This window comes from Streptomyces thermoalcalitolerans (assembly GCF_039525155.1).
In the GTDB taxonomy this organism is placed as follows: domain Bacteria; phylum Actinomycetota; class Actinomycetes; order Streptomycetales; family Streptomycetaceae; genus Streptomyces; species Streptomyces thermovulgaris.
The window spans coordinates 38470-60051 of record NZ_BAAAHG010000029.1 but is presented as its reverse complement, the minus strand read 5'-3'; the positions used below and the strand labels follow the sequence as shown (position 1 = coordinate 60051).

18 protein-coding genes are annotated in these 21582 nt (G+C 71.3%); 4 read left to right on the top strand and 14 right to left on the bottom strand.

All coding sequences use genetic code 11. The annotated features are described in order from the left end of the window. Positions 1–269: 269 nt before the first annotated feature. The 8 genes from ABD224_RS17560 to ABD224_RS17520 form a co-directional block, all read right to left on the bottom strand. Positions 270–785, bottom strand: a complete 516-nt coding sequence (locus ABD224_RS17560) for a Pycsar system effector family protein (RefSeq protein WP_425580993.1) — start codon at positions 783–785, stop codon at positions 270–272. Further along, positions 782–2341, bottom strand: coding sequence for a hypothetical protein (locus ABD224_RS17555; RefSeq protein ID WP_344050803.1), 1560 nt, complete (start codon positions 2339–2341; stop codon positions 782–784). Before ABD224_RS17555 ends, ABD224_RS17560 begins: the two co-directional genes overlap by 4 nt. 3 nt (positions 2342–2344) lie before the next feature. Then, the gene (locus ABD224_RS17550) at positions 2345–4510 is read right to left on the bottom strand and encodes a hypothetical protein (protein WP_344050801.1); all 2166 of its coding nucleotides are present in this window, start codon (positions 4508–4510) and stop codon (positions 2345–2347) included. After that, positions 4507–5382 carry a hypothetical protein gene (locus ABD224_RS17545; RefSeq protein WP_344050799.1) on the bottom strand — a complete coding sequence of 292 codons (876 nt, stop codon included), beginning with the start codon at positions 5380–5382 and terminating at the stop codon, positions 4507–4509. The genes ABD224_RS17550 and ABD224_RS17545 overlap by 4 nt, the downstream gene beginning before the upstream one ends. A 183-nt stretch (positions 5383–5565) precedes the next feature. Further along, positions 5566–6273, bottom strand: coding sequence for a Crp/Fnr family transcriptional regulator (locus ABD224_RS17540; RefSeq protein ID WP_344050796.1), 708 nt, complete (start codon positions 6271–6273; stop codon positions 5566–5568). A 705-nt stretch (positions 6274–6978) separates the two neighbouring features. Then, on the bottom strand, positions 6979–7161 hold the full coding sequence (locus ABD224_RS17530) for a DUF5302 domain-containing protein (protein ID WP_344050794.1): 183 nt from the start codon (positions 7159–7161) through the stop codon (positions 6979–6981). A gap of 448 nt (positions 7162–7609) precedes the next feature. Continuing rightward, positions 7610–8431, bottom strand: a complete 822-nt coding sequence (locus ABD224_RS17525; RefSeq protein ID WP_344050792.1) for an AfsR/SARP family transcriptional regulator — start codon at positions 8429–8431, stop codon at positions 7610–7612. Positions 8432–8942: 511 nt separating this feature from the next. Continuing rightward, a complete protein-coding gene (locus ABD224_RS17520) occupies positions 8943–9788 on the bottom strand; it encodes a helix-turn-helix transcriptional regulator (protein WP_344050789.1) in 846 nt (281 codons plus the stop codon). A gap of 103 nt (positions 9789–9891) precedes the next feature. On the opposite strand from ABD224_RS17520, the gene ABD224_RS17515 reads away from it, so the two are divergent. Continuing rightward, positions 9892–10599: an SDR family oxidoreductase gene (locus tag ABD224_RS17515; protein WP_344050787.1), complete on the top strand. Its 708-nt coding sequence runs from the start codon at positions 9892–9894 to the stop codon at positions 10597–10599. Positions 10600–10998: 399 nt separating this feature from the next. Here ABD224_RS17515 and ABD224_RS17510 read toward each other — a convergent pair whose 3' ends face one another. After that, the gene (locus ABD224_RS17510; protein ID WP_344050785.1) at positions 10999–11832 is read right to left on the bottom strand and encodes an AfsR/SARP family transcriptional regulator; all 834 of its coding nucleotides are present in this window, start codon (positions 11830–11832) and stop codon (positions 10999–11001) included. A gap of 884 nt (positions 11833–12716) precedes the next feature. Continuing rightward, positions 12717–13589: an SDR family oxidoreductase gene (locus ABD224_RS17505; RefSeq protein WP_344050783.1), complete on the bottom strand. Its 873-nt coding sequence runs from the start codon at positions 13587–13589 to the stop codon at positions 12717–12719. A 186-nt stretch (positions 13590–13775) separates the two neighbouring features. Here ABD224_RS17505 and ABD224_RS17500 point away from each other — a divergent pair, with 186 nt between their 5' ends. Continuing rightward, positions 13776–14453, top strand: a complete 678-nt coding sequence (locus ABD224_RS17500) for a ScbR family autoregulator-binding transcription factor (protein WP_344050780.1) — start codon at positions 13776–13778, stop codon at positions 14451–14453. Here ABD224_RS17500 and ABD224_RS17495 read toward each other — a convergent pair. Beyond that, positions 14450–14836: a DUF6009 family protein gene (locus ABD224_RS17495; RefSeq protein ID WP_344050835.1), complete on the bottom strand. Its 387-nt coding sequence runs from the start codon at positions 14834–14836 to the stop codon at positions 14450–14452. The genes ABD224_RS17500 and ABD224_RS17495 overlap by 4 nt on opposite strands. A gap of 173 nt (positions 14837–15009) precedes the next feature. Between ABD224_RS17495 and ABD224_RS17490 the strand changes: the two genes are divergently transcribed. Together ABD224_RS17490 and ABD224_RS17485 are read left to right on the top strand one after the other, a co-directional pair. Then, the gene (locus tag ABD224_RS17490) at positions 15010–15525 is read left to right on the top strand and encodes a hypothetical protein (RefSeq protein ID WP_344050778.1); all 516 of its coding nucleotides are present in this window, start codon (positions 15010–15012) and stop codon (positions 15523–15525) included. A 121-nt stretch (positions 15526–15646) separates the two neighbouring features. After that, positions 15647–16828 carry a macrolide family glycosyltransferase gene (locus tag ABD224_RS17485; protein ID WP_344050776.1) on the top strand — a complete coding sequence of 394 codons (1182 nt, stop codon included), beginning with the start codon at positions 15647–15649 and terminating at the stop codon, positions 16826–16828. Positions 16829–17093: 265 nt separating this feature from the next. Here ABD224_RS17485 and bla read toward each other — a convergent pair whose 3' ends face one another. From bla to ABD224_RS17470, 3 genes are all read right to left on the bottom strand, one after another. Beyond that, positions 17094–17993: a class A beta-lactamase gene (gene bla, locus ABD224_RS17480; RefSeq protein ID WP_344050774.1), complete on the bottom strand. Its 900-nt coding sequence runs from the start codon at positions 17991–17993 to the stop codon at positions 17094–17096. Between the two features lie 371 nt (positions 17994–18364). Continuing rightward, on the bottom strand, positions 18365–19729 hold the full coding sequence (locus ABD224_RS17475; protein WP_344050772.1) for an APC family permease: 1365 nt from the start codon (positions 19727–19729) through the stop codon (positions 18365–18367). 642 nt (positions 19730–20371) lie between these two features. Beyond that, complete coding sequence (locus tag ABD224_RS17470) at positions 20372–21499, bottom strand: hypothetical protein (protein ID WP_344050770.1); 1128 nt, start codon at positions 21497–21499, stop codon at positions 20372–20374. Between the last annotated feature and the right edge of the window lie 83 nt (positions 21500–21582).

Below are 21582 nucleotides of genomic sequence, written 5' to 3'. Positions count from 1 at the left end.
GGACCGCCTCCTGTGTCGCCTCCGTGAGCCGACGGGTCAGCCGGGTGGGGCGTCATGTCTCCCGGGTACGTGGGGGCTTCACCGGGATACGCGGGTGCTTCTCCGGGGTACACCGGCGCTCCACCGGGATGGGCAGGCACTCCCCCGGGGTACGAGGGTGCGCCTGCCGGGTACGGCGGGGGCGGCGGCACCGCGGCGTGGGGCTGTGGGCGCGGTGCTGTCGGATCGGGGGGTTGGGACATGGCATTCCTTCTGTTCGGGTGGGGACGTCAGCCGACCAGCAGCGCCGCGGGCAGCAGCACCGTGCCGATGGAGAAGGCGGTCAGGCCGACGCGGATCCACTGGTGCTTGCGGACGGCGATACGGCTTGCCTGGGCGAGCGCGGCCGTCAGCCCGGCGGTGGGATCGCGTTCCGTCTCGGCGAGTGCCTCGGCCAGCCGTCCGGCGCGGGCGGCCTGCTGCACGTCGCCGAAGTAGCACAGGGGCCGGCCGGGAGCCCAGGCGCCGAAGCGGTAGCGGGGCAGGACGGCGAGCAGCAGGGCGAACAGGGAGACGGCATGCGCCGCGACCCCGGCCCACCACAACGTGCTTCCCGGAGCCGAGAGCGTCCCCGGATCCCATTTCCGTCCGGCCAGCAGTCCGCTGAACAGGCCCGCCGTCACTCCCAGCGCGGCCACCAGCACGGCGGCCTTGCTGTCGGCCCGTGCGATCTCGCCCCGCATCTCGGTCAGCAGCCGCTCGCCGGCCCTGGCTCCTGGAGAGGCGGTGGGTTCCGGCCCCGTCACGTCGGGTCCCCGTCGCCGTTGTCCTGGCCGTGCCGGTGGCCGTCGGCCTGTGCGCGCTCCTGCGCGGTGTCCTGTGCCCGCGGTGGCTCGTCGGTCCGCACGTCCCCGGCCGGCGGCGCGGGAACGTCTCCCGGGGCGTGGGAGGGAGCAGGCGCCGGCCGGGCCGGTGGTACGGCGGGCACTGGTCCGGGCGGAACGGACGGCGCGGGCGCGGCGGGCGAGGCCCCCCGGTCGGACGGTGGTGCGGGGGCGGCCCCGGGAAAGGCGCCGGGAACACCGGAGCAGGGCATGGCAGGCGTGGCCGGCGGCATCCTGCCGGGTGCGTACGGCGGTGGCGGCGGCACCGGTGTCCCCGCGCCGTAGGACGGGGCCGCCGTCGGCGTACCGAACGCATCCGGTGGTGGCACGGGCGGGGTGACACCGGGCTGCGGTCCGGGTACGTCCTGCGGTCCCGCGGTTCCCGGCTGCGGCACTCCCGGCTGCGGCGCCCCGCTCGCCTCCGGTGCCTGCCCCGTGTACGCCTCCGGCACCGCCGCACCGTGCGGGCCGCCGTGCGCTCCGGCCGGCTGCGGCGCGCCCGCGGGCAGCGCACCCTGCGCCCCGGGGACCGTGCTCCGGCGGCGGATCAGGTCGTCGATCTCTCTGCGGATCTGCTTGAGGGATTCAGCCTTCTGGTAGTCCTCCAGCTCGTCCCCGCTGATGAGCTCCAGCTGCGTCCTGATGAACGCGAGCTGATCCTGGTGGATGTTGTTGATGACGAGCTGCGTGTCCTCGGGGTGCGCGGCGAGATGCAGTGCCCAGGCACCGACCCCGCCGTACTGCAGGTGGTACTGGTAGAAACGGATCTTCTCGGCCATCAACTGGTACTGCTGCCGCTGCCACAGCATCTGCAGCTCGTACTGCTGCTGCACCTGCCGCATCCGGAACGCGTGCTCCGGATCCAGCATCTCCGACTCATAGCGCAGCGACCGCTGCCGCCGCCGGTGCGCGACAGCCTCGTCGTCCAGCCGCAGCCGCACCATGCAGGTGACGTCGAGCCCGGTGCCCGCCGCGAAGACGCTCCCGTCCACCGCCTGTTGTACGGCGGCCTCCGCCGCGGGGCTGTCCTCGATGGCGAACTTGCGGCTGGCGGGGCGCGCGATCTGCTGGAACTCGCGGGCCAGACGCGCGGGCACGTCGCGCTCGCCGCTGCGCACGAACGCCTCCGGGTCCGACACCCGCCAGGTCAGGTCGACGGCCGCGCCGAAGGAGAAGGCGTCGTCGTCGCTCGGCAGTTCCACTTCCAGCCGCACCGGGTGGCTTCCCATGTCCACCTCGTACACCGAGACGTAGCGGCGGGTCGCCGCGTCCTTCCGGGTGGGGCGATGCGGCGGGACGTAGACGTCGTAGGTGCCGCCGGCGGTGGCGAAGACCAGTGCGTGGTCGATCGCGGTGACGGGCCGCCGGGCGGTGTAGTCGAACCTGGAGATCGGCCGCACGGTGAGCACCGGGTCGATCAACGTGCTGTGCCGGTCGGCCTGTTGCTGCCACTCCGGTTGACGGCGGAAGTCCGCCATGGGTCAGCTCCTTGCGTAGTGCCGGTTCTCGGGGGACGCGGCGGCCGAGTGCAGCACCGCCAGCAGCCGGTCGGCGACCGGCGGGCGGTGCGGACTGCCGTCCTCGGCGCGCAGCGTGCGCAACTCGTGGTCGAGCCGGTCGCGGTCGGCGGCCGTCACCACCAGCGCGGGAAGCAGAAGTTCCAGGGCCTGGGCCGCATCCGGCCGGTGCTGGGCCACGTACACCCAGGTGTGCAACGCGTCCAGGGCCTGACGGGTGTGCGCGCGGTCCCCGAGGGCGGTGCGCCACAGCACGGCCACGTCGCGGGCCGAATCGGCCTCGTACATGCCGGTGTCGGCGTACCACTCGACGAGCGCCCCCTCCTCGGCGTTGTCGCAGGCGCGGGTGAACGCCTGCAGCGCGAGCGAACGGACCGCGGGTGTGTCGTGCTGCAGCAGCCGCACCAGTTCGGAGAGCATTTCGCCGCGCCGCGCGCCCACGGACAGCAGCAGCGCCGTCGATTCGACGAGGTTGTTGCGCTCGGCCGGGTTGCTGCTCTCGGCGCGGGCACGGGCCGCAAGCGCGCCGAGCGCATGGCCCGCCAGGTCCGGACGCAGCGGTGCGAGCAGACCGAAGGCGCGGATCGCGGTCCAGCGGCGGGCCCAGTGCCTGTCCGTGCACCACTGGGTGAGCAGTTGCAGTACGGCGGGTGCGTCCAGGAGCTGGGCGAGCACGAGGGTGTTCGCCGCGGTGACCCGGGCCCCGAAGGCACTGGAGACAGCCCAGCCGTCGATGAGCAGGGCCACCGCCGAGGACAGGTCGGCCTGGGCGAGCAGAGCGGCTGCCGCCGCGGCCCGGGTCCGGACGACGGGCCGTCTGTCGCGTGCCAGTTCCTTCAGCCAGGTGACCAGCGCGGGCCGGGCCGAGGGGTGGCCGGTCCAGACCTCGGACAGCAGGACGCGCGGGATGTCCTCTCGCGGGAAGAACGCGGTGAACTGCGGTACCGGCCCCCACTCGGTGTCCTCGGAACGCATCTCCCCTTCGGCGCCGGCCCGCTCCAGCCGGATGTCCGCCGCCTCCCCGAACACCGGGATCTCCGGGGGCTCCTCCGGTCTCTGGAGCCGCTGCAGGTGCACGAACAGCCGGTCGGCGAACTCGGCGGCCAGGACGTAGGGGGCTCTGTCGAACACGGCGAGCGCGATCAGGAACGCCTTGTCCCGCAGGCCGGCCTGCGTGTCGGACAGCCGGTCCCGGCACTGTTTCTCCACCGCGGCCTGCCCGAAGTCCTCCAGCCGCGCCATCGCGTCCGCGGTCCCGTCGTATCCGGCGAGCATCTCGGCGAACTCCGCCGCCTGGGCCGGGCCGTGTCCGTCGCGGGACAGGAAGTCCCGCACGGGCGCGAGCGCGAGCAGCCGCTCCAGGTCGTCACCACCGCGTTTCACCGCCAGGTGGGCCCGGACGACGGCCTCGGTGTCCGGCGGTTCCCACACCACCGGAACGACCCCGTGCAAAAACGGCGACTTATCGACCGTCACCACCAGGTAGCCGCCGGTCTTGCGCACCTGGTCGGCGGCGGCGTACAGGTGGGTGTCCCGCAGCGGACGGTTGCGGGTCAGCGGCAGGTCGCGCAGGACATACCCGCCGCTCCGGGTGAGCTGGCCGGGCAGAGTGGCGGGCGTGGTCTCCGAGGGCAGGGCGTACACGGCGGGCGTCTTCAGGCGGTGCAGCAGCATCTGCGCGGCGGTGTACCGCCCGCAGGCATGGGCGCCGGACAGGACGAGAACGCGTTCCTCGCGCAGCCGGCGCAGGGCGGTGGCGAAAACGGGCCCCTCGACGAAGGCCGCGGCCAGCGCGTCGAGCCGCTCACGCGGAATCTCGCCGGAGACGTACGAGGCTGCCGCCGGGCCGTGGTGATGGATCTCCGTTCTGCCGCCGAGATACACGTCTCCCCGCACTTGACCGCCGGACACACCGTACTGGGCACCGCCGATCAGGCTGCCGCCGAAGGAGGCGGCCGATTCCAGGATGAATCCCGGCGTGTGCGCGAACAGTTCGCGCTGCGCGGCCCGTGCCTCCTGGGTGCGTTCCTCCGGCTCGGTCCCGTCGTCCGCGTGGTCAAGGGACCCCGGTTCCGTACCGGGCATCTCCTCGGCGGGGCCCGGCACGGGCGACATCTGCGTCTCCGTCATGCCGATCCGCCTCCGGGCCCGCCGAGGTGCACATCACCGCCGACCTGCCCGCCGGACACGCCGTACTGGTTCCCTGCGACCAGGCTGCCGCCGAAGCTGGGAGAGCCGCCGTTGAAAGTGAACACGACGCGGGCGGCGGACCCGGAGGCGCCGCCGGAACCGGACGGGGACGAGGCGTCCGCGGGAGGCGACGCGGACGCGGGGCCGTGGCGCCCCGGTGCCGGGCCGTCCCCCGGATCACCCGGCACCGGGGCTCCCCCTTCCCCCGTGTCACTGTGGTCGTCGACCCGGCCCGTGCCACCCGGCACCGGGCCGCGCAGCCAGGCCCGCAGCGGTCCGTTCTTGCTGTCCACGGTCACCGCGTGGAAGTCGTCCGCCGGGATGCCGGGGTGGTCGTGCCGCACGATCCCTTGGTAGACGGGGTCCGACACGCACAGCGCGAAGTCGTCCGCGCGTTCACGCAGGGCGTCGCGCAGCAACTGCGCGTCAAGGATCCGGCAGGCGTGGTTGAGGTCGGAGCCGACCCAGCCGCCGTGTTCGTCGACGGCGACGTATCCCGTCGCCACCACGCCCCGCAGGCGGATCTGCGCCGAGTTCGACGCCATGCGGTTGACGGCGCGCAACTGGCTCGGCACCTCGGTGATCAGGGCGCGCAGCAGCCCCGGCACGGACGCGTTGGCGTCGATCAGCTCCATGACGGAGTCGCCCCGGTCGGCGCGCAGCCGCAGCGTTTTGTCGATGCCCGCGTGCTCGAGAACGCGGTCGGTGATGTCGTAGAGCATCCGCCGCAGGTAGGCCTGCTCGATGTCGTCCCGGTCGCTGAACCTTTCGATGTCGAGCAGGAGGATCGTCCGGCTCACTGGGTCGGTCATGCTCGCCCTTCCTGTGGGAAACCACGCGTCGGGCGAAAAGAGTGGCCTCTGGGGCGCCTTCGCCGAGAGGACGGATGACTCACTGCGAGTGTGACCGTGTGCACAGTTCCCGGACTGCTCCACCGAGCCGGTTCCTCTTGCCCCTACCGCCGGGCCGCCGCGACGGCCCCTCGGCCGGTGGCCTCACCTCTCCGTCCGGGCGAGCTTGCGCAGCACGTCCATCCGCAGGATCCGAAGCGTCCGTCTCCCGGTCACCACCACGCCCCGGTCCCTCAGCTCCTTGAGCAGCCGCTGCACCGCCTCCCGGGACGCGCCCACCGAGCCCGCGAGCTCCTGCTTGCTGAGCGGAACGAGGAGTTCGACGCCCGACTCGGTGGAACGGGCGTTGCTGTGGGCCAGTTCCAGGAGCAGCACGGCGAGCCGCTCGCGGACGCTCATCGAGGCGAACTCCAGGCGGCGCCGGTCAGCGGCGCGCATCCTGTCGGACGTGAGGGCGAGCAGGGCCCCGGAGACCGCGGGGGAGTCGGAAAGGAAGCGGACGAAGCGGGCACGGTCGACGGCGACCGCGCGCACCGTCTCGAGCGCGGTGACCGTCGCCGACCGCGGCCGCCCCGTGAGTGCGGCCGACTCGCCGACGATGTCACCGGGGCCGCGCAGGGCGAGCAGCGCGACATAGCCGTTGACGGCGGTGGCGGTCACCTTCGTCCAGCCGTGCGTGACGAACAGGACGTACGACGACGGCTCGTGCTGGTGCAACAGCACGTCCCGGGCCTTGAAGGTCAGCTCACGCCCGAGACCGAGCAAGGCCTCGCGCTCGCCCTTCTCCAGGCGTGCGAGAAACGGAACCCGGTCGTCGAGACCGGACTCGTCCGGTAAGGCAACCACTGCCATCACATCCCCCGTACCCATGACCGGCGCGGTAACCGCTGAACATACTTGATCGACCGTGGCCACGGACCTTGCACAAACGACAATCCACGAGCAGTGGACGGGCGCCCGGCAAAGGTGCTATAGGGGCCCCTTCAGGCGCCTTGCCGGAACAGGCGGACGGTTCTCATCTCTTTCTCTCCCCTCCCCCGCAAGCGGGACACCCGGCCGGCCGGATCGGATCCATGCGGCACGGAGGCACATCGTGCCCGGCTCCTCACGCGGGAAGAGCCCGCCCTGTGGGACGTACCGCTCGTATCCCGTGCGCCGAGGAGGCCGACGCGGGCGTGCGCATTCTGCTGAAGCCCCACGGCTCCCACCGCACCGGCGCCGCCGCGATCCGTGTCCCGGGCTCGGTCGGCCACGGCGGTGCCGGAGTCGTGGCGGGTGCGGACCGCGATGCTCGGCCGACGCGCCCGTGGTGCTCCGGTGCACCCGGCCGGCAGCACTTCTCAAGTAATTTTCAAGTGAAATTCCAGAAATTCTGGACTGGTTTTCCCGAGGCCTTGTGGTGGGTTCTGCGAGGAGGTCCGGGATTCCGTCGCGTCTCGCCGTGGATCCGTTGTTCCGACGGCATGAGAAGAGGGCTGCCGTGACCTTTCCTCATCGGGAACGATCACGGCAGCCCAGGGCGGCCCGTCTCTGCGGAAGGAGGCGCCGCGCCCCAGTTCAGCCAGCCTTCCGCCGGAAGTACCGCTTCTTGCCCGCCGGGCCGCTCATGCTCTTGACCTTCATACGGCCCTCTTCGTGCGCCCGCCTGGCCCGGGACATTTTCTTCTTGCGTTCGAGCGCCTCGCGGAATTTGTCACGAGTCGAGCCCTCGTTCTTGCTCTCGTTCGGCACGTCCGTCATATGTACCCCCTCAGTGCGGTGAACAGCAGAACCAGCCTGACACAAAGAGTCCGGGAAGGGTGAGCTTTTATTTCTGCCAGGAATTGAATTCGGCCTGTGCAGGGCACGGGTCAGGGCGGAGGCGACCAGCGCGCCGGGCTGTGCCCGTACAACAGCACGTACGGTTTTGGGCGGGGTCCCGGTGAAGCGTCCCGTCGGGTCGGCGAGCAGCACGTCGCGTCGGTCGCCCAGGGTTCGTGGCGCCTGGCATCGCGCCCCGGCAGCAGGTGCGGTACCGACTCGGCCCCGCGGCCGAGGCCGGCGGGCCGGCCGTGGAGGGAGGAGACGCCGGCTCCGGCGTGTGCGCAACAGTGCAGTCGTACCGGCCGACCGTCGTGCATGTCCCGTCTTCTCCTGCCCGGGTCGCCGGATTCGGAGACCGCCGGGGCGTCTTGCGGCGCGGCCGGTCTCAGGCCGCGTAGAGGTCGAAGGTGGAGGTGCGGCGCGGACCGGACACCGCATCCAGCGCCGGGTCCACGGTGAGCATGGCCTGGTGCAGGCGCTGCAGCCGCGGGGACGGCTCCACCCCCAGCTCCTCGATCAGCCGCGTGCGCAGTCCGCGGTAGACGTCGAGCGCCGCGGCCTGCCGTCCGGAGCGGTACAGCGCCACCATGGCCTGGGAGTGCAGCCCCTCGTGCTGGGGGTGACGGGCTATCAGGTCGGTGAGTTCGGCGAGGAGTTCGCTGTGCCGGCCCAGGCGCAGATCGGCGTCGATCCGCTGTTCGATGATGCCGAGACGGCTCTCCTCCAGCCGCATGACCTCGATCTCCAGCACCGGGCCAACACGCATGTCGACCAGGGCCGGCCCCTGCCACATGTCCAGTGCTTTGCGGAACAGGCCGGCGGCCCGCTCGTCCTCCCCCGCGTCGAAGGCGCTCCGCCCCGCCGCCACCAGCTGCTCGTACCGGTGCACGTCCACGGACTCCGGCGGGATCCGCAGCAGGTATCCGCCGTGTCGGGTGGCCAGCACGTCCTTCGCCGAGCCGGGGGCGTCCGGTCCCATCGCGGCGCCCAGGTGACGCCGCAGCTGAAGGATGTACGTCTGCAGGGTGGTCATGGCGCTCCGCGGCAGGTCGGTGCCCCAGATCTCCTCCATCAGCGTGGGCACCGGCATGACCCGGCCCGGGCAGAAGGCGAGCAGCGCGAGGATCTGTCGCGGCTTGCCCGCGGTGGGAACGATCGACACCCCGTCGATGTCGGCTTTCAAGGGGCCCAGAACCTGGATGTCCACGGTTTTCCTTCCGTAACGGTCGAGCTCCCCCGATGGCTCAGAGCCGTCGGTTCCGAGCACGCTAGCCCTGTTCTCGCCGCCTCTCCCGTTTTCTCCAGCGACGCTCAAGCGGTCTTCCACAGGTCAAGCGGTCTTCCTCCGGGCACGGCATCCCCGCCCCGTCGGCCGCCTACGGCCGCTCCCCCGTCCGGGGACGTGTGCGCGGGAACATGGACGCCTCGCTGGTACCGGATCGGAGTCTCGCTCGAGCCGTCCGTGCGCGCTTCGCCCCGGCCGGCGAGCGGATCGCTTCCCGGACCTTGCCGGGTCGATCGTGGCGGGCTGGGACGGCGGCTGTGCGACGGCCACGGCGGCTTCTCGGGGCGGCTCTCGACGGCGCGGTACCTCGTCGGTCACCGGCTGCCGCCCGGGAATTCCGGGGCCCCCGCGTCCCCGCTTCCTTCCCCTTGCTTCCCCTTGTCCGGCACCCTGGTGCCCCAGGGATGGATCCTGGTCTTCGGCTGTGCGCGTGTCAGTCGGCGGGATCGGCAAGCGTCTGGGTGCCGAGCACGGTCAGCAGGGCGAGGCGTTCGGCGTCCTCGGTGCCGGGTTCCGCCGTGTAGATCATGATCCGAAGGTCGCTGCCCGCCACGGTGAGTACGTCGCAGTCCAGTGTCAGGGGTCCTGCTTGGGGGTGGTCGATGGTCTTGCGTGCGGCCTCGTGGTGGCCGACGGCACCGGCGTCCCACAGCGCGGCGAATCGGTCGCTGGCCGCGCGCAGTTCCGTGATCAGCCGCTGCAGTCGCCGGTCGGCCGGGTAACGGCCGGCCGCCGCGCGCAGGTCGGCGACCAGGGCCGCCTCGAAGGCGCGCAGGGATTGAGGCGTGTGGCGGGTCCGGCTGCCGGGGCCGAGGAAGTGGCGCCACACGGCGTTGCGCTCGTTGCCGCGCCACCCGGACGGATCCCCCATCAGGGCCGCGTACGGCGCGTTGGCCGTCAGGAGGGTCCAGGAGGCGTCGTAGACCGCCACGGGTGTTCCCGTCAGTCTGTCGAGCAGCCGCTGGACACTCGGGGTGATGTACGCCGGTACCGTCCGCGGGCCCGGCGGGGCGAGTCCGGCCAGCCGGAACAGGTGGGCGCGCTCGTCCCCCGACAGCCGCAGTGCCCTGGCCAGTGCCTCGACGATCTGGGGTGAGGGATGGGTGGCGCGGCCCTGTTCGAGCCGGGTGACGTAGTCGACGGACATCCCGGCGAGCATGGCCAGCTCCTCACGGCGCAGTCCGGTCGTGCGCCGGGGCGCGCCGACGGGCAGCCCGACCGCCTCGGGCGGGATCCGGTCGCGCCACCGGCGCACCGCCTGTCCGAATTCCGTCGCCATGCCTGCCAGTGTGCACCGCCCGTCGTCCGGCTTGCCTGGTACTGCCAGTCCCAGGAAAGACGGACGCCTGGCTGACCGAAAGGTGCCGCAGCACGGTGGAGACATGACGAGAACACTGATCACCGGAGCGAACAAGGGCCTCGGCTTCGAGACCGCGCGGCGTCTCGTCGCCGCAGGCCACACCGTCTACATCGGCAGCCGTGACCCCGAGCGCGGCCGTCGGGCCGCCGAGCGGCTGGGTGCGCGGACCGTACAGCTCGATGTCACCGACGACGCCTCCGTCGCGGCCGCGGCCAGGACCATCGAGGCGGAGGGCGGACTGGACGTGCTGATCAACAATGCCGGCGTCGAGGGGAGAACCGAGGACAACGAGGTGATCGGCGCCGCGGACGTCACCGCCGACATGATGCGGGAGGTGTTCGAGACCAATGTCTTCGGCCTGGTGAGAGTCACCCACGCGTTCCTGCCGCTGCTGCAGCGGTCCGCTTCCCCGGTCGTGGTCAACCTCAGCAGCGGTCTGGCCTCCCTCACCCGGGTCACCACCCCCGGCACCCCGACCCACGCCTACCCGGGCGTTGCGTACCCGGCCTCGAAGGCGGCACTCAACATGATCACTGTGCAGTACGCGAAGGCGTTCCCGGCCATGCGCATCAACGCGGTGGAGCCCGGTTACACCAGGACCGATCTCAACGGGAACACCGGCACCCAGACCGTCGAAGAGGGTGCCGAGATCATTGTCCGTATGGCGCAGGTGGGCCCCGACGGCCCCACGGGAGGCTTCTTCGACGTGCGGGGGCCCTTGCCCTGGTGAGCCTCCGAGCCCGCCCCCAGGCGCATACAGCGGTTCGCGCGTCCGGCCCTGTGGGATGCGACCGGCTGCGGGACGTACCGTGCGCGGGCGCCGTCATGCGGCTTCGGCGAGGGCCTGTACCGGGGCCGGGCCGGTCCGGCGCTGCTCGTCGGCGAAGGCGCGCGGCATCACCCGGCTCTGCTCCCGCACTGCGTCGGCCGGCCCGTCCTTGGATGGCGAAGTGGAAGTACGGGGCTCCCTTCGTCATCCCGCGGGCCGGCGATCCGCTCCGGTGTCGCGTTGGCGCAGCCGTTGCGGTCGAACGTCTCCGCACCCGCGTGGAGCAGCCTGCGGCGCGTGCGTTCCGGCCTTGCCTGCGCCTCGGTCTCCTTCCCGCGCCGGGCGATGGGCGACGGTGTGTCATCCGACGCGGCTGAGGCGCTCACCCGCTGCGGTGGGCGCCGTGTCGAAGGCGGATTCGAGGTCGGCCAGCAGGACGGAGCGCTGTATCCGGCGCAGCGAGGGAGACGGCTCGAGGCCGAGTTCCCGCACCAGCGCGTTGCGCAGCCGCTGGTAGACGCCGAGGGCCTCGCTCCGGCGGCCCGAGCGGTGCAGCGCCAGCATGAACTGGCCGTGCAGGTTCTCGTGGGTGCGGTAGCGGGTGACCAGCATGCTCAGTTCGCCCAGGATCTCGCGGTGCCGCCCCAGGCGCAGGTCGGCCTCGATGCGCCGGTCGAGCGCGCACAGCCGGCTCTCCTCCAGGCGCCGGACCTGCATCTCCAGGTGCGTCCCGGTCCGTACGTCGGCGAGGGCCGCGCCGTTCCACAGCGCCAGGGCCTCGCGCAGCCGGCGGGCGGCACCCGCGTAGTCCTCGGCGTCCATGGCCCGGTAGCCCGTTCCGGCCAACCGCTCGAACTCCCGGACGTCGCTGGTGCCGCCCGAGGTGTTGAGCATGTAGCCCCCGGGCAGGGTGACGAGCACGTCCTTGGCGGTACGCGGTGCGGTGCCCTCGGGGTCGTGCTCCAGCGCCTTCGCGATCAGCTCCCGCAGTTGCAGGACATACGTCTGCAGGGTGGTGCGCGCGCTGCGCGGCGGGCAGTCCCCCCAGAGTTCCTCGATGAGGGCGGCCACGGGCACCATCCGGTCGGCGTGCAGTGCCAGCATGGCCAGAACCTGACGAGGCTTCGGTGCCGTCGGGGTCACCGGGATCCCGTTCTCCTTGACGGCCAGCGCGCCCAGTACAGCGATGTCCATGCCGTCTCCCCTATCCCCGTGGATGAGTCGTGACTGTTGTCGGATGTCCGTGGTCCTGAGAGCTGGTTCCCGGCGTGCTGCGAGTACAGAACAGGGAGGTTGGTTTGTCAATATGAAACCGTCTGGACCGTTTTTTATTACGTCACGGCGTGGCCACAGGGCCGCACCGCACCCACTTCCCTTACCTTCCAAGGCAATTCAGACAGGAGAGTCGCTCGATTCCTCGTGCTGACCGCCGTGAGCGACGCGGGCGCGAATCCCTTCTCGGCGAACACCTCGGCTGCGGCTCGGACCAGTGACCGGCGTGCGCGGAGGGCGCGCTCCTGCTTGACCATCGGTTGTCTCTCCTGACTGCGGGGTCCCGGCGACAAACCCCGTTGTGTCCTTGCCGTCCGCGGGTCCACTGCCGCGGGTCGCCGCGCTTGAGGGAGCGGGCAGGCCGGCGTATTCGGTGCACGGCATCGCCGGGGCGCGGACGAGGCGGCGGGCTCGATCACCACCCGTCACGATAATAACAAACCGACTTGCTGGTTTGTGTATGCAGACCCTCCGGGCACGCAACGCCGACCGCCCTCTCACCGCCGACCGTGCGGGGTCTCGCAGTGGAAGCCGCCCGCTGGGCGCCGGCCGCGGTCCTGGACCGCACCGGGTTTCTCCCGGTCGGCATCACCGGTGAGTTCCTCCAGTGCGCCGGGCTGGACGCGCCGTGCACGACCGAAGCGCGGCGGCGGCCCGCGAAGACGCCCGGCGGGGGGCGGGTGCTCGGGGCCGGGCAGCAGGACGGGACCGCCGTGTTCACCTTCACCGTGGTCGCATGGCCGGGCTGCGGCTGCCCTCGGCTGTCTCCGGTCGGCACGGGCCGCCGCGGCCGGCCGCGGCGGCCGTCAGCCTCTCTCCCCCGGAGCGCCGGCCAAGGACGCGAAGGCATGCGCGTGGTCGTGGGCCCATTCGGCGAAAGTTCTCGCCGGACGGCCGGTCACCTCCGCGACGGTGTTCTCCACCCGCGCCTTGGCCCCCGCCATCTGCCGCCGCGCGCTGCTGAGCAGCGCCTCCACCAGCTCCTCCGGATGACGGCGCGACAGGTGGGCCCTGGCCTGCTCCTCCGTGAGCTCCTCGAAGCGCAGAGGCCGGCCCAGCACCCTTCCGAGCTGTTCCGTCTGCTCCACCGCGCTGATCGCCCGGGGACCGGTCAGCGTGTACACCCTGCCCTCGTGGCCGTCCTCGGTGAGGGCGCGCACCGCCACGGCCGCGATGTCCCGCGGGTCGATGCAGGCGTTGACCGACGTCCCGTACAGGGCCGAGACCACGCCCCGGGACCGGATGGAGGGTGCCCAGGACATGCAGTTGGACATGAAGGCGCGGGGCCGCAGGAGGGTCCACGCCATTCCGGAGTCGCGCAGCAGCGCTTCGTTCGTCCGCTGCCAGCGGGTGATCAGGTCGTCGGCTCCCTCGTCGGCGACCGCGGCCGCGGAGAGCTTCACGACCTGCTCCACGCCTTCCGCCCGCGCCGCCCGCAGGAACGCGGCGTCGCTGTCCCTGGTGACCCAGTTGGTGACGAGAAAGGCCCGGCGCACCCCCCGTAGCGCTCTCCGCAGCGTGCCCGGGTCCGCGTAGTCCCCGGTGACCACCTCGGCGGAGGGAGTGGAGGCCGTCAGGCGCGCGGGATCCCTGGTCAGCAGTCGCACCGGTACGTCCGGCGGCAGGCAGCGGACCACCTCGCGGCCCACCGTTCCGGTCGCGCCCGTCACAAGAATCATCGCTCCCCCCTCCACAGATGTCCCCGGACTCACGCTCCGCCCGCTCCACCGTTCACATGTCTTGTCATACGTCTCGGCGGGCGGACCTGATCTTTCTCCTGCCCCACGGCGAGTAAGATACAAACTCGGCGGTTTTTTTAACCGGTTTGTCGCTGTCACCGCGGCCGGTGAGCGAAGGAGACGGAAGTGGCGAAGCAGGACCGTGCCATTCGCACGCGCAGGACGATTCTGGCGGCAGCGGCCAAGGTGTTCGAGGAGCGCGGCTACCAGGCGGCCACGATCACGGAGATCCTCACCACGGCGGGGGTCACCAAGGGGGCCCTGTACTTCCACTTCCAGTCCAAGGAGGACCTGGCCCAGGGAGTGCTCAGCGAGCAGGACCAGCAGTTGGTCGTGCCCGACCGGCCCTCCAAGGTCCAGCAGCTCGTGGACGTGATCCTGCTGCACGCCCACCGCCTGCAGACCGACCCCATGGTCCGCGCCGGTGTACGGCTGTCCCTGGACCAGCAGGCCAAGGGCCTCGACCGCAGCGGGCCCTTCCTGCGCTGGGGGGAGATAATCGGGGACCTCCTGGAGAAGGCCCAGGCCCAGGGCGAGCTGCTGCCCCATGTCGTGCCGTCCGAGACCGCCGACGTCATCGTGGGCTCCTTCGCCGGGATCCAGGCGATGTCGCAGGCCCTCAGCAATTACGAGGACCTGCCCGACCGGATCTGCGTCCTGCTGCGCCACCTCCTGCCCAGCGTGACGCTGGCCCCCGCGCTCGCCGCGGTGGACCTCTCCCCCGGCAGGGGAGCAGCGGTCTTCGCGGAACTGGCGGAGAGCCTCGACCAGGAGGCGTCCCCCGCCGAGGCGGCGGCCGACTAGAGGACGGCCGCGCGCCGTCTCCGCGCAGCCGCTTCCTCCCTCGCCGGAGAGCAGGAGCGGCAGCTTGCCCTCCCGGCGGCAGTTCCACCACGTCCGCGGGTCCGTCCGTCGTGGTGAGGCCGATGTCGTGGAGAAATGGTCCTTCCCAGGGGGGAGCGGGCTCTGGTGCGTGACGGCAGCACGGTGTCCTGGGCGCTGATCGTGGTGCCGAGGCAGTCGTTGTCCTGACCGGCGTTCGGAAGCCGCCGATGACGGCGGGCCGCCCCCTCAAAACGTCCGGTCCTGCGTCCCCTGCCACCCGGCGCGCAGGTGCGCGCATCGACGGCCTCGGCCGGGGCTCCGACGGCATACCAGACCGTGGGGTCGGTGTCACGGCCGAGCACCGTGGGGTGCCGTATCCCGGCGGCCGGGGGCGGTCCGGGATGCCCGGACCAGCGGCTCGACCGTGACTCGACCGTCACTCAAGTCCCGGCTGATGTAATGGCCCTCAGGCCTCCCCGGGTGTCGTCGGCGACTCCGGCCGGAGCAGACAGCGACTACCCGAGGAGCCGTCACAATGGTCCGCGCCACGAGCACGGAGACGCAGCGTGAGAAGACGGCGGAGCAGGAGGGCCGGTCGCGGCGCCGCCGGGCGGTGCTGGGCGTCCTGGGTGCCGCCCCGTTCCTCGACGGCCTGGACGCCGACATCGTGGCGGTCTCGCTCCCCGGCTTCCGGCAGGCCCTCGGCATCGGCTTCGCCGCGGCGCAGTGGGCCGTGGCGGGGTACTCCCTGACCACCGCGGTCCTGCTGATCACCGGTGGCCGGCTCGGCACCCTGCCGTCATGCGACGCGGGCGCCGGTGCCGGAGTGATCCACACGCCGCCCCGGTTCGGCTCCGCCGCCGGAATCGCCGCCATCGGCGCGGTCTTCTTCGGTGCGCTCGCGGGAACGACCGCTGCCGGGGACGCCTGTGCCGACGCCATGGGCGCGGCACTGTGGTGCGTTCCCGGAGTGTTCCTGCTCGTGGCGGCCATGAGCAGATGTCCGCCCCGCAGAGGAGGGGCGGCCGACGGCCCGGTCGCGCCCCTGTGACCCATGCGCTGCCCGAACACGGATGGGGGAGGAACCACCGGAGGCCCGGACGACGGAAGCGGTCCGGCGGGCGCGGCACCACGAGCACACGGGCGAGCACACAATGCCATAAAGGAGAGAAATGGCTCACATCGCCTTCTTCACCTTTCCCGCGATCGGGCACGTCAACCCGACTCTCGGCGTGGTGGAGGAACTGGTCGCGCGCGGGCACCGGGTGACCTGTACGGCCACGGACTACTTCGTCCCCGCCATCAAAGCCGTGGGAGCGACGCCCATCCGCTACACGTCCCCCTTCGGGGAGTTCTACCGAAGCCCGTACAACGAGGAGACGATGGCCGGCGAGGGCCTTCGCTGCCTGGAGGAGGCCCTCGCGCTCCACGAGCAGGTGAGCGGCTCCTACGGAGACGACCGTCCCGACGTCGTCGTGCACGACTTCATGGCGTGGGGCGCGCGTTTCTACGCCGCACAGCACAGCCTTCCCGCGGTGCGGCTCTTCCCGTCGTACGGGGTGAGCGAGACCTTCAACATTTCGGAGAAGTTCCCCCTCGCCGCTCCGGACGACCCCAAGGTGCTGGAGATGGCCCAGAAGCTGGTGGAACTGCTGCCCGGCTTCAACCTCCCGCCCGACATCGGCGCCTTCATGGGGCACGTGGAGAAGCTCGGCATCATCTTCCTTCCCCGCGAGTTCCACTTCGACGGTGACACCTTCGACGAGCGCTTCGTGTTCGCCGGCCCCTGCCTCGGCGACCGCTCGGCCTTCCAGGGGTCCTGGCAGCCCGCCTCGGCGGACCGGCCGGTACTGCTGATCTCCCTGGGCACCGCCGCCACCGGCTGGCCGGAGTTCTTCCCCCTCGCCCTCGAGGCGTTCGGCGGCTCGGAGTGGCATGTGGTCATGGCCGTGGGCGACCACATCGACCCGGCCGATCTGACGTCGATTCCGGCCAACTTCGAGGTACGGCGCCACGTACCGCAGCTCGACGTCCTGCGGCACGCCCGCGTCTTCCTGACCCACGCCGGCATGAACAGCACCATGGAGTCGCTCTACTACGGCGTCCCCATGGTCGCCGTGCCGCAGATGAACGAGCAGCGGGCCAACGCGGTGCGCGTCGAAGAACTCGGCCTGGGGCGTCATCTGCCCCGCGCGGAGGTCACCGTCCAGAGCCTGCGCCGGACGGTGGACTCGGTGGCCGCGGACAGCGGCATCGCGGAGCGTGTGCAGCGGATGCGGGACAGCATGCGCAAGGTGAACGGCCCGGCCGTCGCCGCCGGGGCCATCGAGAAGTACCTGGCCTCCCTCGCCTGAGGGAGGTCCTCCACCGCAGGGTCCACACCGCCGGCGTGCACCGGCGACGGTGTGGACCCTGCGGTCCGCGAGGCCATGCGTCCGGACGGCCGCTTCCTGGGATGCTGCCGGTTCCGCCCCGCTGGAGCTCGTCCAGCGGGGCGGAGTGCTCTGTGCGAGAGCACGGATGACGTCGCGTCGGTATGAGAGGCCGCACCCTGGGTTTCCCCGTACGGCAGGAAATCCAGGGCTCCCTCTGTCACGCCGTGCGTCCGCGAAGGCCGCGTCAGCGCAGGGCGTCGGCCAGTGTGGCCGCGGCCCTCGCGATCAGTGTGTCGTCCTGTGCGGCGTCCTGGTCGAACGTGCGGGACAGGATGGCGAGCACGAGCGGTGTGCCGTCCTCCGTCCAGGCGATGCCCACATTGTTGTTGGCGGCGTAGGCACCAGCCCCTGTCTTGTCCGCGACCGTCCAGGTGCCGGGCAGACCTGCGCGCAGGCGGGTGCCGCTGGTCTGGTTGTGCAGCAGCCAGTGCGTGAGCAGTGAGCGGTCGGGCCGGCTCAGCGCATCGCCGAGGACGAGCCGGGCGTAGGTACGGCCGATCGCGCGCGGGCTCGTGGTGTCCGTGACCCGCCATGGCTCCGCCGAGTTCAGCTCCGTCTCCCAGCGGTCCAGCCGGGTCACCGGGTCGCCGAGCGAACGGGCGAAACGGGTGATCGCCGTGGGGCCGCCCAGCTCGCGCAGGAGCAGATTGCCCGCGGTGTTGTCGCTCCAGCGGATCGCGACGTCGCACAGCTCGGCGATCGTCATCCCCGAGGCCAGGTTCTCTTTCGTCTTGTCCGAGTTGTCGACCAGGTCGTCCGCGGTGTAGTGGATCCGGCGGGACAGCACCTCGCCGTCGCGGTCCATGTCGCGCAGCACAGCCGCGGCCGCGAGCGGCTTGAACAGGGAGCAGATCGGGAACGGCGTGTCGGCGCGGTGCCGGATCGTCTCCCCGGTACGGACGTTGTGGGCGTAGACGCCCAGCTGGGCCCCGTACTCCTCCTCCAGTGCGCGCAAACGGCCGGTGATGCCGTTCGACGCGTGAGCGGATGTGGCCGTGAGCAGGGCCGTGGCGGTGGCCGTACCGGCCACGAGCAGCGTGCGCCGGCTCACCGGGGATCCGAGACGACCGCTGGTCCGTAACATCGTGCACCCCTTCGTTCTCATGTCCCCCTCATGTCTCTCATGTCTCGGCAGCTTTCCCCGTGACCGACGCAGCGTCCCGCCCCTCGGTTGTGCTTCTGTCCACCGGACGGGGAAGGGCAGGTGCGCCTTTCGCCGGCCACAAAGCCACGGCGGCGAGGAACATGGGGAACAGCAGGGGTGCGGACAGGCCGACGCCTGCCCCGGGCCACAGGGCTCGGGGACCGGCCACGGCAGGGCGAGCGGAACCGGATTCCGCTCGCTCATGCGTCCCCCGTGCCGTCACGGCCTGTTCCCGCCGGACTCGGAAGCGATCGGCCCCGTCGGTTCCCCAGGGCGGCCATGACGGAGCCGGCAAGCGGGATTGTCACGGCTCACACCTCACCGCGTGCTTTCATCACCGCCCTGTTGAGCCCCCACAGCCCGATTCCGATGACCAGCAGCACACCCGCCCTGATGTAGACATCGACGGGCCGTTCGGACAGCGGGCTGGCCAGAAGCAGAGCAGTGATCGCACCGAGCACCGGCAAAGGTGTCGGCGTACGGAAGTGTTCGTGCGCCACACGGTCACGGCGCAGCACAAGGACGGTGATGTTGACCACGGCAAAGACGCACAGAAGCAAAAAAGCCGTGGTGTCGCCGAGGCCCGCGATCTCCCCGGTGGAAACCAGGCCGACGGCAAGAAGCGAAACGAAGACGATGCTGACCACCGGAGTGCGGCGCCGGGGAAGAACACGTCCCATGACGCGGGGCAGAATCCGTTCGTTGGCCATGCCGTAACACAGGCGGGACGCCATCATGATGTTGATCAGAGCCGAGTTGGTGACGGCGAACAGGGCGATCAGCGCGAACAGTCTGGGCGGAAAGCCGATGCCGCCGGCCTTGACCACTTCCAGCAGCGGACCGCTCGAACTCTCCAGTACGCGGTAGTCGACGAGCAGGGAGGAGAACAGAGCGACCAGGACGTAGATGGCGCCGGTGACGGCAACGCCGGTGAAAATGGCACGCGGGAATGTACGCACCGGATCCTTGGTCTCCTCGGCCATGTTGACGGAGTCCTCGAACCCGACGAAGGAGAAGAAGCCGAGGGCTGTCGCTCCCATCACACTGGTGATCAGTGCGTATCCGGTGCCCTCCGCCTGGAACTCCCCGAGCCGGGAGGGTTCGCCCTCGCCGGTCAGGACCGCCCAGGCACCGACCGCGAGAATGATGAGCAGACCGGTCAGCTCCACCAGGGTGAGGACCACATTGGTCTTCACGGACTCCGACACACCCCGCAGGTTCAGGGCCGCCAGGGCGAGGACGAACAGAAGCGCCACAAGAGTGGGCGGGAAGAAATCCGTGAACTCGGCGAGGTAGTCGCCGCTGAAGGCGCGGGCCGCCGCGCTGGCCGACGAAAGGCCCGAGCACATGACCATGAAGGCGACGATGAAGGTGAGGAACGGAACCTTGAACGCCTTCTGGGTGTACAGCGCGGCCCCGGCCGCCTTCGGATACTTGCTGACGAGCTCGACGTACGAGGCCGCGGTCAGGAGGGCCACGACAAACCCGAGGGCGAACGGCAGCCACAATGCCCCGCCGATCTTGCCGGCGACCTTGCCGACGGTGGCATAGATACCGGTTCCGAGAATGTCACCGATCACGAACAGAACCAGCAGCCCAGGACCGATGGCCCGCCGCAGCGGAGTGTCGTCCGCCTTCTCCGGTGAAGCCGCGGCGTCCCTTCCCTCTGTGGACACGAAGACTCCCCCTTGAGGCGTTCTGCAGCGAACAACACCTTGCCTGCCCCCGAGGCCGGCACGTGACACCTCGACGTACTGCAATCGGAGGCACGACCGCACCGGCAACCTCGTCTTCCGTCCGCATCATCCGGTGCGGCAGCAGGTCACTGGCCCGGAAGAGGCATCCGCCGGCGTGGCGGGGGCGGCATTCCGGCTTGCTCACCGTGCGGTTGTGCCGAGGCTGCCCGCCGCCCGGCGCGGATGCTGCGTCGTCCCGCCCGCTCACCGGCCGGACGCATCCCCGTCACCGTCTCCGTCGCGGGCTCCGTCGTCGTTCCCGTCGTCTCCGCCGTCCGGGGCGCTCTCCGTCCCGTGGACCAGACGGGTGGCGAGACGGTAGCCGACGAGGATGTCGCGGTAGTCCTGGCCGGGGACGACCGTGTCGGGGAGGTTCGTCCGCTCGCTGCGGGACGACGACTCCCGTTCACCGGTCCCGGTGAAGCCGACGGCCGTCCGGGGCTCCTCCTTGAAACGGAGACGGTCACCGCGAACCGTCGCCTCGAACGAGATGTCCGGTTCCGGGGATGCGCCGGAATCAGGTGCGGCGGGGGATCGACCCGCCGGCCCGGCGGCGGCGCCGGGCTCTCGGCGGCCGGCCGTTCAAGGCGGCTCGTCCCGCTGCTCCGGGGCGCGGCGGCGGGTGGGCGGGGTCCGCCGGGGCTGGTCGTCCTCGTCTCCGTCGTCGCGGGGACGGCGGGTCCGGGCGGCCCGGCCGCGTTCGGCACCGCCGCTTCCGCCGGCGGACTTCCGTGCCGTCCCGGCCGTTCGCCGGGCCGTGCCGCGTCCGGCCGACGCGGTGCCGCGCGTGGCGCTCCGTGCCGCTTCCGAGGCGTCCTCCGCACCCTCGGCGGTGTCCGCTGCGACGTCCTCGGCGGTGTCCTCGACGGTGTCGGCGGCCCGCTGCGCCGTGCCCTCCGCCGCCCGGCCGACCGCCTTCCCCGTCGCACCGAGCGCCTCACCGGTGGTCTCCTCCGCCTTCGCCGCGGTGCGTCCGACGGCCCGGCCGGTTTCCCGGACCGTGTCACCGGCGGTCTCGCCGATGCCGCCCACGGCCCGACCGGCCTGGCCGCCGACGTCCTCCACCGCGCGCCCGGCTCCACCTCCGACATCCCGTACGGCGGACCCGGCGCCCCGGCCGACGTCCTCCACCGCCGAGCCCGCGCCCCGCCCGACCTCTTCGACGGCCCTTCCCGCCCCGCTGCCGAGTTCGCCGACGGCCTGCCGGGCACCGCCTCCGACGTCCCGCACCGCCGATCCGACACCCCGCGTCAGTTCCTCCAGGATCTGCGGATTGCGGTCGAGGGTGGTGAGCACCCGGTTGATGATCATCGCGACGTTGTCGAGCCTCACCTTGAGCCGGGCCTGCGCCTCCACGCCCGAGATGTCCAGGTGCACCCGTCCGAGGGCGACGTCGGCACCCACGTTCAGCTTCAGCAGGTCCAGTACCTCGGCCTGGAGCGAGACATGGGCCCGCAGGTCCTCCACGTCCAGCTCGATCTTGTCGACCTTCAGCTGCGGGACGTCGAGGAAGACGTCGGGCGCCGAGTCGGCACCGCTCCCCCGGGCCGCCGCCTCGCCACCGGGGACGACGGTGTCCTCCGCCCCGCCGTCCTCGTCCTCGTCGTACGGACCGGGCTCGGCGTACCCGTCGGAGTTCTCGGTCTCGTCCTCGTCGTACCGCTCGGGTTCCTCGACGGGAGTCTCGTCGTTCCCGGCGTCGTCGTGCATTCCCGCGCCTCCGCGCACTCGACGGGCATTTCACCCCTTTCATCCCAGTATGGTGTGCCGTCGCGCGGAGACGTCGTCCGCGG